Source organism: Thermogemmatispora argillosa, assembly GCF_059696725.1.
Genome location: NZ_AP019377.1, coordinates 1849746 through 1865466, shown reverse-complemented (window position 1 = coordinate 1865466; position 15721 = coordinate 1849746). Strand labels below are relative to the sequence as shown.

The following is a 15721-nucleotide window of genomic DNA, read 5'->3' as shown; positions in this document are numbered from 1 at the left end:
GAGAGTAGAAAGGAGAGAGAGGCGTCATCATGATCATCATTGTCGGAGCCGGCCTGTCCGGCCTGGTCTGCGCACGCCACCTCAGTCGCGCCGGGCTGAGTGTGCTGGTGCTGGAAGCCAGCGACCGCCCTGGAGGCCGTGTGAGCAGCGATCGCCATCCCGATGGCTTCCTGCTCGATCGCGGCTTTCAGGTGCTCTTTACTGCCTATCCCGCCGTGCAGCGCGAGCTTGATCTAGAGGCCCTCAAGCTGGGGCGCTTCCTACCCGGGGCAGTGCTCATCAAAAGGGGCCGTCGTTATCCGCTGGCCGACCCGCGCCGCCAGCCTGGCTGGCTGCCCGCTTCTGCCGCCAACCCACTGCTTCCCCTGGCCGACAAGTGGCGCGTTCTGCGCCTGACGCGCAGCATTCTACGCACAGTCTCGGCGGAAGGACCCGCCGCCTGGCCGGCGGCCACGCTCGACGAGAGCAGTGAGCTGTACCTGCGCCACTGGGGTTTCTGCCGCGACGGCTTCATTGCCAACTTCGCCCGCCCCTTCTTCGGCGGCATCTTTCTCGATCGAGGCCTGCAGACCAGCGCGCGCATGTTCCGCTTTGTCTGGCGCATGCTGGCAAGCGGCGATATTGTCTTGCCGCAGCAAGGGATGGGAGCCATTGCCGCCCAGCTCGCCGCCAGCCTGCCGCCGGGCAGTCTGCGCCTGCAGACGCGCGTCGAGGCGCTTCTACGTGAGCAGGGGCGCGTCACTGGGGTACGCCTGGCCAACGGCGAAGAGCTGCGGGCCGAGGCCGTCGTAGTCGCGACCGACAGCCCGACAGCGGCCCGCCTCACTGGTCTGCCCCTGCCAACAGAAGGCCGCGGCTGTACCTGCCTCTACTTCGCCGGTCCGCAATCGCTTTACAATGAGCCTGTCTTGCTGCTCAACTGCGAGCCGGATGGGCTGATAAATCACGCTGTCCAGCTTACCAATATCGTCCCGCAGTATGCCCCTCCCGGGCAGCACCTGCTCTCGGTTACCATACTCGAGCCAGGGGCTCAGGCCGAGGAGGATGATGAACGGCTGGCCCGGCGCGTCTTACAAGAGCTGGCCGGCTGGTTCCCGGAGCATGACCTGCAGCGCTGGCGTGTGCTGGCTGTCTATCGCCTACCCTTCGCTCAATTTGCCCAGCCGCCCGGCATCTTCGCCCGGCTGCCCGAAGCGCGCAGCCCTGTGCCGGGCCTCTACCTGAGCGGCGAATATCTGCATTCGAGCAGCATTCACGGGGCTATCAGCGCTGGCGCCCGCACCGCACGCGTAGTGCTCGCCGATCGGCAGGCGCGGCTACTCAGCGCCAGCTAATGGCCAGCGGAAGAAAAGAAAGAAGGGGGAGCCTCAAGCAATGCAAGAGCTTGTCGAACGTCGACCGCCGCCCTGGCGACCCGGAAAGGCGGCCCTGGCGGGCCTGGGAGCCACCGCTGTCTACAGTCTCGTCATGGCCCTCGACCAGCGCCTGAGCGGCAACCACTTCAGCGACGTGCGCTTCATCGAGGGACTGCTTGGGCCAGGGGCAAGGCCAAGACGAGGCCGCCGCCTGCTGGCCTGGGGATTGCATCTTCTCAATGGGGTACTGCTTGGCGAGATCTACGCCGCCCTGGTCAGGCCGCGCCTGCCAGGGCCAACCTGGCTCAAGGGATTGCTCTTCGGCGAAGGCTTTCTAGCTGCCGTCTGGTGGCTGACCCCGCTGGCCGACCGCTTTCATCCTCTCATTCGCCGCGGCGAGCTGCCCCGGCTGGCAAGCTGGCCTTCCTTTGGGCAGAACGTCCTGCGCCATCTGGCCTTTGGCCTGGCCCTGGCCCTCCTCTACGGCGAGGAACACGAGCTGCCGCCGCGTCCCTGAAACGTCTCGCCGCCCCTGATCCCGGGGCCGTTGGTATCAGTGGATGTCGATCCTTTTCTTAGAGAGCCTGCTAGAGTGGAACTGTGAGGATGAGAGGCGGTGGAACGTGAGGGGAACCCGGAAAAGCAGCTCTCACCTAAAGTGTGCAGACAGAAAGGATCAATCCATCGCCATGCGAATCTCTATCGATCAGAGCTATGGCAGCGCCGGCAAGACCCCGGCACGTCAGGGGCGTCGACGCTTTCTCCGCCGAGCCACCGCCGGCCTGGCGGTGGGTGGCCTGGGGCTGGCGACACTGGGAACCATTGGCCGACCGTTGCCGGTGCGCGCTCAAGGGGCCCTCGCTGAGCGGCTCGTCACCCTCGATGATGCCGTCACACAGATTCTCTCGATTGCGCGCACGGCAGAGCAATTAGCCGTCACCTTCTATAGCAACGGCATCGCCAACGCTGACGCGCTGGGTCTCAGCGGCGACGACCTGTCCTATCTCAAAGCCGCCCTTGTTGAGGAGCAGATTCACCAACAATTTTTCGCTGCCAATGGTGGCCAGTCGCTGGCCGAGACCTTCAGCTTCCCCAAGGGGGCCCAGACCTTCAGCGACCTCAAGACCTTCATTCAGACTCAGCAGGAGCTTGAGGGGGTCTTCGATTCAGCCTTCCTGGCGGCCATCAAAGAGTTTGCCGCGATGGGCCGGCCCGACCTGGCGCAGGTCGCCGGCCAGATCGCCTGCATCGAGGCCGAACATCGGGCCTTGGGGCGCGTCATCGGCGGTTTGCGCCCCGCCGACAACTGGGCCTTCACACCGGTGCTGATCGCCAGCGTCGCCGATGCCCCCCAGGTCGTCCAGGATGCTGGCTATCTCAGCCCCACCGACGGCAATAGCTACCGCTATCACGAGGTCAGCATCGAAGATGCTGGCGTGGAGCAGCGCGTCCCCTTCGTCGCCAGCAGCGGCGTCGGACGTGGCTGATCTGACGCGTGCTCTGCTCGGCTCTGCCTGGCCAGGGTAGGTAGAGGTAGCCTTTGCTCTCTCTCTAGAGAAGAGAGGCCGGGGCGGCCCGTGTCAGGAGAGCCTGCTAAGCAGAGAGCCAGGGACATGGCGGCCTTCAGTGCCAGCAAAGGGAAACGCAGCGCAGTAAAACCAGAGCCAGCGAGCCGTTGCCCCGCCGTTCATCGCTGGCGCCAGACGGCCTCTGGCCACAGCGGCAACATGGGCAACGGCTCCCCCTCATCTGACTTCAGCATATTGACGGCTGGATCTTTGCGCGCCTCGTCAGCGCGATCTCATGCTCCTGCTTGGCCGCCTGCTATCAGGCAGAGAGCACTAGAGGCCCTGAGAGACCGTGGTCAGACGGTCGAGCTGTTCGGGCGAAAGCTGCAACTGTAGAGCAGCGAAGCCGTCTTCCAACTGCGCGGGCTGACTGGCGCCGATAATCGGGGCGGTCACAGCCGGCTGAGCCAGGAGCCAGGCCAGGGCTACCGCCGCAGGAGTACTCGCTGTCTCCTCAGCGATGGCCTGCACCGTCTCCAGGGTGCGCCAGGCCTGCTCATGGTCATAGCGTCCCAGCACCGCCGCAGCGCGCGCACTCTGCCGGCTCTGCCCACGGCGATAGCTGCCGCCGAGAAAGCCGCCCGCCAGAGGGCTGTAAGGGATCACGCCAAGCCCGTACTGCAGGCAGATCGTCTGCAGCTCCTGCTCAAACTCGGCGCGGTGTACCAGATTATAGTGAGGCTCCAGGACCTCGTACCGGGCGGTGCGCTCATAGCGTGCGCACCAGAGCGCCTCGACCAGGCGCCAGGCCGGATAATTCGAGGCGCCGATGTAGCGCACCTTACCGCTGCGCTGTAGATCGTCGAAAGCGCGCAGCGTCTCCTCTATCGGCGTCTCCGCGTCGAAGACATGGGCCAGGTAGAGATCAAGATAATCGGTCTGCAGACGGCGCAGCGAGGCCTCGACGGCCTCCACGATATGCTTGCGTGAGAGGCCGCGATCGTTCGGTCCCTCGCCCATCGGATGGTAAACCTTGGTCGCAATGATCACCTGGCTGCGGTTGCCGCGAGCGTGCAGCCAGCGCCCGATAATCTCCTCAGACTCGCCGCCGCGCTTGCCCGGAATCCAGCGCGCGTAGAAATCGGCGGTATCGAAGAAATTGCCGCCGCGCTCAACGAAGGCATCCATGATGGCGAAAGCCGTCGGCTCATCGACCGTCCAGCCCCATTGCATGGTGCCAAGGCAGAGGCGCGAGACCTTCAAACCAGTTCGTCCAAGTGTGCGGTACTCCATACCTCTTATTGTCGCGCGCCGGCGTCCTCAATGCAAGAGCGTCTCACGCGCCCACTTACCTTACAGCTCATGCTCTTCTGAGGTGTCCACTCGCTCCGTCCCGGGCTGCGGCTGAGCCTGTGGCTGGACCTCCTGCCCAGCGAGAGGAGTGTCAGAACCTGTCGCAGACTCACCCAACTCAGCGGCGGCTGCCGTGTCGCGCTGGACGACACTGAGACGGCGCAGCAGAAAGCGGGTCTGGTCCGAGAGAGCGCGGACATGAAAGGTCAGCTCCTCATAGGAGTGGAGCAGTCGCTCCCAACTGTGGAGCAGCGTCTGCTGCTGTTGACGCTGGCGCTGGCGCGTTGAGGTACGCTCTGGCTCGACTGGAGGGAGAGCAGTGAGCAGATCAAGCAAATGACGTGTCTGGCTCTCAGCATTCTGTAGGAAAAGAAGTGGCAAATAGCGGCGGGGAACGACCTCGTCAGGGAGAGCCTGCGGCTGCTCTAGCAGGCCACGGAACGATAGGAGCTGCTCTTGATACTGACTCAGCAAGCGCTGCAGATGCCGGCGCTGCTCCGAGCGTAGACGGGCCTGGCCCCGCAGCGCCAGGTACTCCGACGAGAGCGCTTCCTGTTGCTGGCCAATGACGGCTAAATAATGATTCAGCGTCTGACGAAACTGGTCGAGCGAGTGCGGCGTCGTTGGGGCGGCGAACAGCCCCGAGGACCGGCCCAAAGTATCATTCAAAGTTGACCTCCCTCCTCTCGCGTCCTGGTGCCCTAGACCCGGCTGGGCATGGCAGAATCAGCATCACAGCCGCTCATCACCAGCGAGCTTTTTCAGAGCGACTGACCGCATCACTTGTATAGACGCACGAACTCCTTTTCCCTCTGCGCCTGCGGCTGGTGCTGGGGACGCACCTGTGCTCGATCACTATCTGCTCACAGCCTGGCCTGCTTTAGACCTGAAAGCCATAACCACTATGATATTACCATAGAGGCCATGAAGGACGCATTAAAAATCTTTTGAACAAAAATTCAAACGTTGCTAGAGGAGGCATCCTGAAGAATATCGAGAATATTGGTGATCGCGTCAGCGATACTTTTGTATTCGTAAAGGAGGAGTCTAAGTTTGCTATAAATATTTTTCGACTGAATTTCCATACGTAGAGAGATAGCGAGATTAATATGGATCGTGGCATCGAAAATGGCCTTGACGAGCGCGTCAGTATTTCGGAGGGAGGCTTTCAAGACGGGATCGGTATCGAAATGCTCGGAGATGCTGCGCAGCTCGCGATCGAAGTCCTCCAGCAAGGCAACCCCGATCTCGCGCAGGTTGACCTTATAGAGGAACAGAGCGCGCATTTCTTCCAGGCAATCTTTGACCGTGCGCAAGTAGCGGTGCACCCATTCCTCTGCATTCTCCTGACCGGGAGAGAAGAAGATATTTGAGTCGTTTACCATGAGCTTTCTCTCACAGCGAGAAGTCTCCCGGGGATATTGATCCCTGACTACCCCCCGGTCGCGAGCCTCATGATAGCCCAGGCCCTCCTTCCTTGGCCTCAAAGAGGGCGCTTCTCCAGAGACTCACCGAGGCGCTCCAGGCATTGCAGGGCGCACTGAAGAGCCTGAAGAGTGTGCTGTAGAGCTGTCTCATAAGCGCGCTGCTCCTGGCGAGAGTCGCCGGGAGGAGAGCAGCGGCGCAGGTGCTCAACAGCCTGCTGAAGCTGCCTGACGGCGTCAGCCAGATTCTTGAGGCGCAGGCGCAGAGCGCGATCGGCTGGGGGGGCCATCGACACCTGCTGCAACAGTCCGGCCAACTGCTGTAGCTGCTGAAAGTAGTACCGGCATTGATCCTTGTAGATCACTTTAGAAGTCGAGAGGACGCGCAGAGCAGCGTTGAGCTGCTCCTTATAGCCAAGGAGCTGCTGCAGGAAGATCGGCCAAGAGGGAGAAGCAGGAGGATCAGTCGCAGCGTTTGCCTCCTGAGCAGCGCTTAGGGTCTTTGCGGCTGACTGAGTGTGGGAAGAGAGGGCCAGCCACTGAGCCACAAGCTCAAGAGCAAAGGCATTGGCATGAGCGACCGCCTGCCGCTGATAGCCCTGGGCATCGCGCTCCGGCTTATCATCGATCTGATCGGAAATCCCGCGCACGACAATGGCCGGGGTAGAAGTGCGATGAGTGGCCTCCATAAAGCCAACGTCTTCCATCGCGACAGCAACCGCATCGCTGTAGTAGGTCCGAATCAGACGATAGAGCTCTGATCTTCTAGAGGCCAACAGCGAGTCACCGGCGACAAGCGGCCTGGTGTGGCAGATGGGTCTAGGCTCGGGCTGAACCGGCAGGCGCTGCTGCCAGCCTTCAAGGCGAGCGATGCTGCGGGCCAGATCGAGCAAATACGGGTCAGGACGATAGGTGCGCGGACGTGGCAAAAACTGGATAGCGGCCTTGCCCGATTCATAGTCGTAGATCACATCGGGCACGACTATGTCACCTGGTACCGCATCGCGTATGCTGCCGGCAACGCCGATCAGCAGGGCCAGGGTTGGCCTGGTTTCCAGAATGGCGCGTGTCGTCACGGCTGAGCAGACCTTATTCAGTTGTCCGCTCTCCTTCAGAATCACTTCACAGCTCCCTCTGCTGTCCTGGAACTCCCACAGCTCATACTGACTGTCTGAGGAGGGCTGGAGATAGCCCAGGTGGGTCAGGTGGCTTTGCACTTCTCTGGCTTCCAGTGACAGTGCGGTAATAATCAAGATGCGTCGTTGTCCTTCCAGGCTCTCTCCCATGATGCAATCCTTTCTGCACCATCAGAGATGTTTTGTAGCTACGGCAGTGATGCTGCAGCGATCAGCTTTCCTGTGAGCGCAGAGACTCTCTCTGCACGTCTCCGGCATTGCAGGTAGCCTTCCACCTCCTCTTGTCAGTCACCGCTTTGACGCGTGGCACTGTTCTCCAAAATACACGTTGCTTGCTCTATTGTAAATGGCGTTACCAGCAATTCTTACTTTTTATCGATCATGTATTTCCATAAACAAGCAAGCAGTATTTGACAGCGTGGCTATGCGTCGTAGACAAACAGGCTATAGATTTAAAACAAGCTCGCCTTCGCGTACAATAATGCTATGCAGGAGTTCTATCTACAGGAGAAGCCGACTGACCCGACCATCGAGGAGAGCCACCCATGTTTCAACAGGCTATCGAAGAAAAAAGTCAGAGCTGTGGCGCAGGCGCAGGATCATCGTGCGCCTCTGAGCCAGCGCTCACTTATCTTCCCTGCCTACTCATTTTGCCAAATGGCCGCTACATAACTATATTAGAATGCTCTTCGTGCAGCGGCCACTTGCTAAAGAGAGAGTGAGGTGATCTGTGTCTATCAAACTCTTTTATCTCTGCTCCCGCAGCGATGAAGATCAGCGCCTGCTGGATCAGATCAAGAATTTTATCGGTCCATTGCGTTTAGCCCAGCTTATCGAGGACTGGGAGCCGCGGCAGATCCGTCCTGGGCGACCGATTCGCGACGAACTGCACCGGCGCCTGAGCGAGGCCCAGATCATTCTGATTCTGTTGAGTCCAGATCTGCTCGTTGACCCATTCTATCCAGAGTTGAAAAAGCTCGCGCTGGAATGTCACCAGCGTGAACCTGAGCGTGTGCATCTCGTGCCTGTGAAGCTGCGGGAATGCGCCTATGAGCATGAGCCATTTGCCGGGCTAGCGATCTTCCCCGCCAGTGGAAAATCGCTGCACGAGCTCCCGGCCTCCCAGCGTGAGAAGGAGCTGAAAAAGCTGGGCATCCAAATCCGCGCCCTGGCCCAGGAGCTGGCAGCCGATCGAGACGAGAGAGCCAAGTCGGCGGCGACGCCTGCTGCCGCTGCTATTCCCTCTCAGTCTAGCGGCTCTTTTGGGGCAAGTCAAACGGTTGAGGTTGTTCGCGACGGCTCGACCCCCTCGACCCCGCGCTGCGATGTCCTGCTCGTGACGGCCACCGATGTTGAAATGCGAGCCGTCCGCGAGGTTGCCGTAAACGAGTGGAAGGCGCGTTTCGAGCGTCAGTATGGCCGCATCGAAACCTATTACTTCCTGGGCGAGATCGGCGGAGCTGCCACCTGGTTAGTACGCACGCAGATGGGAGCATTGGGGCCTGGCGGTGCGACCCTGGCGGTCAGTGAAGCCATCAGTAAGCTGAGGCCAAAAGCAGTGATCATGGTCGGCATCGCCTTTGGCCTGCGGCCTGACGAGCAGCAGCTAGGCGACATCCTGGTTTCGCAGCAACTCATGAGCTACGAGCCGCAGCGCGTTGGGGTGGGAGCTGGCGGAAAAATGCTCGTGATCCCGCGCGGAGACCGTGCTACTGCCTCGCCGCGCCTGCTGAATCGCTTCCAGGATCTAGGCCTCGACTGGACGGAAGCCAAACCCCATTTCGGGCTGCTGCTCAGTGGAGAGAAGCTTGTTGATCATCCCAGCCTGCTCAAGCGGTTGCGCGACATGGCACCCGAGGCCATCGGGGGCGAGATGGAGGGGGCTGGTCTCTATGCAGTGGCCATGCGTGAGAACTGCGAGTGGATCGTAGTCAAGGCCATTTGCGATTGGGGAGACGGCCACAAGCGCGAGAACAAGGCCGAGAATCAGCGCCGGGCTGCCGAAAATGCGGCCCGCTTTGTCCTCACCGTGCTCGGGAGAGGCGGCCTGAGTCACTTCTAGCCTGGCGGGAGCAGGCGGTCTGGTCCGGTGCCCGGTCACCGGGCCAGCGCCCTGGCTCAGGCGGCGGTGCCAGACCAGAGGTGAGAATCGCTGACAAAAGCCAGGACTGCTGGACCAGAACGGTGAGCGGCGAGGTCACTCTGTGATAGACTGAAGAATAATCACCATCCATTTGGAGAGGAGCCCAGCCCACTCTGGGAAGGCTTCCCAGCCATTGATAATAGATGAGGGAGGCTGTAGCATAGCTGTGGTGCAAGAGTATTATTCCTGTGAAACGCTCTTTCCCGAGCTGGCACCCCAAGCAGCGGAGGGGCGGCGGGAACGCAGTGGCACCTTTGCCGACAACCTGACTTTACCTGTCCATCGCTGGTTCCGTTATCCGGCAGGCTTCTCAGCCCTTTGGGTGCGTCAGCTTCTGCAGCGCGAGCAAAGCCAGGGACGCCGGCGCGTACTTGATCCTTTCTGCGGTACTGGCACAGTGCTACTGGAGGCCGAATATGCTGGTTGGGAGGCCATCGGTCTGGAGGCCCATCCCTTCCTTGTACAGGTAGCGGAGGCAAAGCTGCGCTGGCGTGAGAAAGCCTCTTTACTGCGGCGGGCTGCCTCTGAGTTGGTGGCAAAGGCCCAGCGGTTGCCGACGATCAGAACAGACCCTCCCGAGCTATTGACCAGATGTTATCGGCCCGAGGTGCTCCAGAAGCTGGTACAGTTGCGGCAGGCCTGGCTGGAGCAGGCGGCGACCTGGCCTGCGTCGCTCTCTGAACTGCTCTGGCTGGCGCTGGCTGCTATTTTGCGGCCCTGTGCCTCAGTGGGCACTGCTCAATGGCAATATGTCTTGCCCTCGAAAGCCAAAACCCATGTCGCCGACCCTTTTGAGGCTTTTCTCGGCAGATGTGAGCTGATGTCCGATGACATGCGCTGCTGGCAGCGCCAGGCTCGCTATGGGTCAGCAAAGGTACTGCGAAGCGATGCCCGCACCTGCGAGGGTGTGCCTGCCGGCTGGGCCGAGCTGGTTGTGACTTCGCCGCCCTACGCCAACAATTATGATTACGCTGATGCTACCCGCCTGGAACTCTGCTTTTTTGGAGAGATCGAGCGTTGGCGCGATTTGCAGCAGACGATTCGTCGCCATCTGATCCGCTCTTGCACCCAGCACGTCAGTGACTTGGTGAAGGAGACAGAGCGCTTGCTGGCTGATCCGTTGCTGGCGCCGTTACAGCCTGAACTCCGAGTCGTCTGTGGCCACTTGGAGCAGGAGCGTCTGCTGCATGGCGGAAGAAAAGCCTACCATACGATGATCGCCGCTTATTTTCAGGATATGGCCCAATATTGGCAGGCACTCCGTCGCGTCACGGCCACAGGTGGGCTGGTCTGTCTGGTGGTAGGAGACTCTGCCCCCTATGGGATTCATGTGCCGGTGGAGGAGTGGCTTGGCAGGCTGGCGCTGGCCAGTGGCTTCCGCTCCTGGCGCTTTGAACGCTTGCGCGCCCGCAATGTCAAATGGCAAAATCGCAAGCATCGAGTTCCCTTGCATGAGGGCCTGCTCTGGATTGAAGGATAGCTTATGGCTCAGTCACCTACTCATCGCTTTGGTCAAATCATTGGCGAGGTTCTAGAGAAGGCTGTAGAGCCGCTCTTGCAAGAATTTGCTCTGAGGTATGGCCTCTACCTGGACAAGAAGGGGCCTCGCCCTGCTCGGGCAGGCAATAAGGTGACCTGGCGTGATTTATATGGCAATGCACATGACCTGGACTTCGTTCTAGAGAAAGGTGGAACGCATGAAACGCGAGGAACCCCTGTCGCTTTTATTGAAACAGCATGGCGTAGATATACGAAGCATTCAAGAAATAAGGCTCAAGAGATTCAAGGTGCTATCATACCACTAATAGAAACATACCAACATGTCAAGCCATTTTTTGGTGTAATCTTGGCCGGTACTTTTACTACCGGTGCTCTGGAACAACTACGCTCACTCGGCTTCACCGTAGTTTATTTTCCATACGAGAGAATAGTACGAGCATTCTCATCTGTAGGAATTGACGCGCATTTTGATGAAAATACTCCTGATAGCGTAGTAGCAACAAAAGTCGCCCGCTGGGAAGCCCTGCCTGCAAGCGATCGTAGTCGTGTGTCTCGATTACTTATCGATATGCATCAAGATCAATTATTGTCATTTATGAATGAGCTTGATAAATTTATCACAAGGAAAGTAAAAAATGTGATTATTCTCGCCTTGCATGGACAGCATTTGATATCACCTTCAATTGATCAGGCCATTCGGATTATAGAAGAATATAATGAAAGCGCAGTTAATAAAGATCAGAAGTTTATTAAATATGAGATAGAAGTCATTTATATGAATAATGACCAGATAAGGGCTAGTTTTTCCGAAAAATATAGAGCACTGGAATTTCTGCGTTCATTTCTCTAACGTAAGGTTAGCTGCCTACCAAGCAACGCTCTGGCCTTCCTCAAACAGCAAGGCGGACGTGACAGCCAGGAGGGGAACGGCGTGCGCTCCGTTCACCGAACCGGGATGGGTCCGTCGCTGCTGAGAAACCAGAGCGGCAAAGCTTGCCCTGACCATCCACATCCGCCTCGCTAGAAGTATACGCAGAGCTTGCACAAATGGATTACCTCCTTTGCACAGAGTAGCTATCACCGCAGCCGCCGATCCTCAAGGCCTTGACTACCCCCGCTCGCTCTCTGCTCACCGACAAACCCACTGCAAAGTATCAACAGATAGAAGAACCAAGCTTGAGTAAGGTCCCCAGACCGCCAGATCCTGCCCGTCTCGTCTTACAGCTCTTCCCGGGTAGCCCGCCTGGGACCTCCCTCCTGACCGGAGGCGCGATCGCCTTGCCCGCGACGCCTATTGTCCAGCGAGCAATTGGCCGGTCCCAGACCTGACCATCTGGCTGGTGGAGAGGGCAGCCCTTCTGGACTATACTAACCTGTATTGGAAATGGAGGTTGCAACGATGCACACATCGACCAAGCCAGGCGATGCCCGCGCCGCCCTCTCCCTGATCGTCACCCTCCTGCTGTGGGCCTCCGCCTTCACCGGAATCCGTGCGGGCCTGCAGAGCTACTCAGCGGGCGCCCTCATCCTGCTCCGTTTTCTGGTCGCCTCGCTGGCCCTGGCGCTCTACGCCCGGCTGACGCGCATGCGCCTGCCGGCCTGGCGCGACCTGCCCGGTCTGCTCGTGCTCGGCCTGATCGGCATCACCGGCTACCATGCCGGCCTGACCTTCGGCGAGCTGACCGTGAACGCGGGAACAGCCAGCTTCCTGGTGGCCTCAGTCCCCTGCTTCACAGCCCTGCTAGCTCTGCTTATACTGCGCGAGCGCCTGACGCTCTGGGGCTGGCTGGGCATCGTCATCAGCGTCGTGGGTGTCACGGTCATCTCCCTCGGCGGCAAAGAGGGACTACACTTTACCCCCGGCGCCTTGCTCGTCCTACTGGCCTCACTCTGCGAAAGCATCTACTTTATCGTTCAGAAACGCTATATGCTGCGCTATAGCAGCAGCGAGATAACGGCTTACACGATGTGGGCCGGAACGCTCTTCATGCTGCCCTTTGCCCCAGCCCTCTGGCACGAGCTGCCACAGGCCAGACTGGCGGCGACGCTGGCTGTCATCTACCTGGGCCTCTTCCCGGCAGCCATCGCTTACGCCACCTGGGCCTTCACGCTGGCCCGCCTGCCGGCCTCGCTGGCCACCAGCTTCCTGAATATTTCTCCGCTCCTGGCCCTCGTGATCTCCTGGCTCTGGCTGCACGAAGTGCCAGCGCCCCTCGAACTACTCGGGGGCCTGGTGGTCATCGTCGGCGTCTTGCTGGTCAATACGCGCGGCAAAGTGCCGCCTGCGCCCACGGTAGAGCAGCCCTCCACCTCGCGGCTGGAGGCCCAATCAGAGCCTGCTACCGCGGAAGGACGCCGCCCCATCGACTGAGACCGAGGCTGCAAGCTCAGCCTCAGCCTCAGTCGTGCCTCTGGGGCGCAGCGCTCCCTAGTGGGCGTAGAGCGGACGCCAGACGCCGCCGTGATAGGAGCAGGCGCCGCGGATGCCCCCCGATTTGCTGTACATCCCGTCGCTGCATTCGACCACGTAGCCCCGACCATTCCAGAAATTGCCAATGCAGGCAAAGTAGAGGCAGAAGTCCGCCGGGGGTGAGTAGATAAGGTTGCCTGGCTCAAAGTTGTAGCCCCAGGGATTGCAGTTGACGCCGGGACAGGGGGTCGGAGTCGGGGTCGGCGTAGGCTGCGGCCTGGGCGTTGGCGTCGGTCGGGGCCGCGGCGTTGGCGTTGGGGTCGGCGTCGGCGTCGCTGTCGGCCTGGCTGGGGCTTGCGCTACCTGGACGGTCTGGGTGCGGTAGACAACGGGACTGGTCACGGGATGCGTCGCCTGCGCCGCGCTATTGGCTACCGCGCTGAGCGCCGGTGTAGGAGTGAGGCTGTTCAGGAGTGCCTGGCGCTCGCCGAAAGCCAGCGCGGTAGTGCACAGCGAACAGGTGATCACCAGTGTGCTGCAACCCAGCACCAGCGCAAAGCGGCTGCGGCCAGAGCCTTGCTGATCGCTCTGCCTCTGATTCTGAAGAGCCTGGCTCAGACTTGGCCGCTGACTCCGCAGGTACGAGCGCAGGGCCAGAACGAGGTAGATGGGCACGATCAGGCCGCTCAGGCACCCTAGCACGACAAGCGACTTCTGCCACCAGTGAAGTCGCCTCCAGACCAATCGCCCCTCCAGGGTGAACAGGCTACGGCCCTCACTGATCATCAGTGTGAGCAGCAGGAAGAGGATTACGATCGCGCCGATGATCCCCAATGGTCTCGGATTTTCTACCTGACCATAGGTGCTGACGTCACTGACAATCACTTCTTCGATGACGAAGAGCAGCGTTGCAAAGCAGTAGAGAAAAAGTAAAGCAAGCAGAAATAGACCCCGATGCGGATGGGGCGAGGCGTTATCGCTCCCCTCGGGAACGGTGGGTCTCGCTTCGGCTGATGGTTCCATGCTGTCTTTCTCCGACTTCGCTTTATAGGGAGTATGCTCCCTTGCTTTCTTTGAGGAAGAATATTCTGACAAGTTAACATAGTATATGTCAATATATAGATCTTGATTTGCGAGAGGAAAGCGGAAACTGCGCTGACACCATCCTTACAAGCAGCCTTTGGAGGGCGGCCAGCCAATCCATACGCTGGTACCAGCGCGATGCTGCGAGCTAGCAGGCGGCCCCTTCGCAGCGAAAGAAAGGAGCCGGTAGCTGTCCTTGCCCTTGAGCAGCTACCGGCTCGCGGGGGGCGCGCCGTGCGGTGAGCTTGCTTCAGTGAGCATAAAGTGGGCGCCAGACGCCACCGTGGCCGGAGCAAGCCCCGCGGACCCCGCCCGATTTACTGTACATGCCATCGTTGCACTCAACCACGTAGCCCTTGCCCTCCCAGAAGCTGGGGATACACTCGAAGTAGCTGCAGAAGTCGCTGGGAGGCGAGTAGATGAGGCTCCCGTTGGTAGAATCAAAGTTGTAGCCCCAGGGATTGCAATTGACACCAGGACAAGGGGTCGGGGTAGGTGAGGGCGCCTCGGTCGGCACTGGCGTGGGGGTTGGCGTAGGAGGTGGTGTCGGGGTAGGCGAGGGCGCCTCGGTCGGCACTGGCGTGGGGGTTGGTGTAGGAGGTGGTGTTGGGGTAGGCGAGGGCGCCTCGGTCGGCGTCGGCGTAGGACTCGGGGTCGGCGTAGGCGAAGGTGTTGGAGTAGGGAGAGGTGTAGGTGTAGGCGAAGGTGTTGGGGTAGGCGAGGGCGTGGGGGTGGGCGTCGCTGGCCGCGTCGGCACAACGGTCACGACTGGCCTGGTCGCGCTCGGCGTTGAAGTTCTGGCGCCAACGCTGACCGTGCTGCTGCCGGCGGTCGGCGAGGCTACCAGAGAGACGGCGCGATTCTCCGGCGGAACCGTGGGCGAGGCTGGCGAGAGCGCTTGAATGAAGCTCTGGCTAAGCATGCCCGCCGTGCAGGAGCAGAGGGCGCAGAGCAGGACCAGAATGGTTCCCCCTATGCCAAAGGCGATGCGCCTGCCTCTTCCCTGACTGCGCCAGCTCTGTAGGAAGGCCGTGTTCGGCCTCTCTTCACGCGCGCCCAGATAGTTGTGTCCAGCCTGGCGCAGATAGGCCAGCGGCATGAGGACAAGCAGCGCATAGAGCGCGCCCATCAGGAGTTTACGCCACCAGCTCCAGGCCGCCCAGCGGAGCGCTCCGTGAAGGGTCAGGAAGGAACTGGCATCGCTGAGCAGAATCAGCAGGTTCACAAGTAGGAAGAGCAGTAGACTCAGGAAACCTAAAAGACCAGCGCTGAGGCCAGCCTCAGTGCCCAGGGTGATGATCACCAGGCTCTCCGCTCCAGCAAAAACGGTCGCTAGCCCGTAAAGCAGGCTGAGGAGCAGGAGCCACCCACCCTGCTGCCAGGTGGGGGACGCTGGCGCGCCAGGTCCCTCCGGCGGATATGGGGCTTCTGCCGTTGACCACGCTTGCATCTTGTTCACCTCTCCGCAGAAGTACAGGACGCTTCCGCTACTATGGCTTCAGTTCGCCTGCTCAGCTGTGTGAATAGCACGACAGTGGCAGAAATATATATGATAGATATATTGGAAATTGTCAATAAATAGGATATAGGTATTTTTATCTATTTATTGTAGAGTTAGCAATATTAATGGTAAAAGCAGAAAGAGAGCAAAGTACGTTTACAGCGAGGCAGAGAGTCTGAGAAGCTTCTTGCTCTCATGGCTCGTGGCATCGCCGCGACATCTTCTGTGTGTGCTGTGTGTAGCACAGAATCGGGCACGCTTCTTGCTCTTAATATCTCTGGAAAGATCAGCCTCGCTGGAAAGCGGCG

General features: G+C 59.9%; 13 protein-coding genes. 7 read left to right on the top strand and 6 right to left on the bottom strand.

The genetic code is table 11. The annotated features are described in order from the left end of the window. Positions 1-29: 29 nt before the first annotated feature. From AC6H1L_RS07230 to AC6H1L_RS07220, 3 genes are all read left to right on the top strand, one after another. Positions 30-1334, top strand: coding sequence for an NAD(P)/FAD-dependent oxidoreductase (locus AC6H1L_RS07230; protein ID WP_497600855.1), 1305 nt, complete (start codon positions 30-32; stop codon positions 1332-1334). A gap of 40 nt (positions 1335-1374) precedes the next feature. After that, positions 1375-1872: a hypothetical protein gene (locus AC6H1L_RS07225; RefSeq protein WP_497600854.1), complete on the top strand. Its 498-nt coding sequence runs from the start codon at positions 1375-1377 to the stop codon at positions 1870-1872. 172 nt (positions 1873-2044) lie between these two features. Further along, complete coding sequence (locus AC6H1L_RS07220) at positions 2045-2842, top strand: ferritin-like domain-containing protein (protein WP_497600853.1); 798 nt, start codon at positions 2045-2047, stop codon at positions 2840-2842. Between the two features lie 354 nt (positions 2843-3196). Here AC6H1L_RS07220 and AC6H1L_RS07215 read toward each other — a convergent pair whose 3' ends face one another. The 4 genes from AC6H1L_RS07215 to AC6H1L_RS07200 form a co-directional block, all read right to left on the bottom strand. Further along, on the bottom strand, positions 3197-4156 hold the full coding sequence (locus AC6H1L_RS07215; protein WP_497600852.1) for an aldo/keto reductase: 960 nt from the start codon (positions 4154-4156) through the stop codon (positions 3197-3199). A 60-nt stretch (positions 4157-4216) separates the two neighbouring features. Next, positions 4217-4885: a hypothetical protein gene (locus AC6H1L_RS07210; protein WP_497600851.1), complete on the bottom strand. Its 669-nt coding sequence runs from the start codon at positions 4883-4885 to the stop codon at positions 4217-4219. Positions 4886-5175: 290 nt separating this feature from the next. Then, positions 5176-5601 (bottom strand): hypothetical protein, encoded by a 426-nt coding sequence (locus tag AC6H1L_RS07205; protein ID WP_497600850.1) that lies wholly within the window; start codon positions 5599-5601, stop codon positions 5176-5178. 98 nt (positions 5602-5699) lie between these two features. Continuing rightward, positions 5700-6926 (bottom strand): 5'-methylthioadenosine/S-adenosylhomocysteine nucleosidase family protein, encoded by a 1227-nt coding sequence (locus tag AC6H1L_RS07200; RefSeq protein ID WP_497600849.1) that lies wholly within the window; start codon positions 6924-6926, stop codon positions 5700-5702. A gap of 580 nt (positions 6927-7506) precedes the next feature. Between AC6H1L_RS07200 and AC6H1L_RS07195 the strand changes: the two genes are divergently transcribed. The 4 genes from AC6H1L_RS07195 to AC6H1L_RS07180 all read left to right on the top strand — a co-directional run bounded on the left by AC6H1L_RS07195 (position 7507) and on the right by AC6H1L_RS07180 (position 12790). After that, positions 7507-8838, top strand: coding sequence for a phosphorylase family protein (locus AC6H1L_RS07195; RefSeq protein WP_497600848.1), 1332 nt, complete (start codon positions 7507-7509; stop codon positions 8836-8838). A gap of 250 nt (positions 8839-9088) precedes the next feature. After that, positions 9089-10399, top strand: coding sequence for a TRM11 family SAM-dependent methyltransferase (locus AC6H1L_RS07190; RefSeq protein WP_497600847.1), 1311 nt, complete (start codon positions 9089-9091; stop codon positions 10397-10399). A 3-nt stretch (positions 10400-10402) separates the two neighbouring features. Continuing rightward, on the top strand, positions 10403-11269 hold the full coding sequence (locus AC6H1L_RS07185; protein WP_497600846.1) for a DNA methylase: 867 nt from the start codon (positions 10403-10405) through the stop codon (positions 11267-11269). A 549-nt stretch (positions 11270-11818) separates the two neighbouring features. Then, complete coding sequence (locus AC6H1L_RS07180) at positions 11819-12790, top strand: DMT family transporter (protein ID WP_497600845.1); 972 nt, start codon at positions 11819-11821, stop codon at positions 12788-12790. A gap of 57 nt (positions 12791-12847) precedes the next feature. Here the strand turns inward: AC6H1L_RS07180 and AC6H1L_RS07175 are convergent, their stop codons facing one another. Both AC6H1L_RS07175 and AC6H1L_RS07170 read right to left on the bottom strand, forming a co-directional pair. Further along, positions 12848-13852: a DUF3761 domain-containing protein gene (locus tag AC6H1L_RS07175; protein ID WP_497600844.1), complete on the bottom strand. Its 1005-nt coding sequence runs from the start codon at positions 13850-13852 to the stop codon at positions 12848-12850. Positions 13853-14162: 310 nt separating this feature from the next. Continuing rightward, the gene (locus AC6H1L_RS07170; RefSeq protein ID WP_497600843.1) at positions 14163-15362 is read right to left on the bottom strand and encodes a DUF3761 domain-containing protein; all 1200 of its coding nucleotides are present in this window, start codon (positions 15360-15362) and stop codon (positions 14163-14165) included. Positions 15363-15721: the final 359 nt, after the last annotated feature.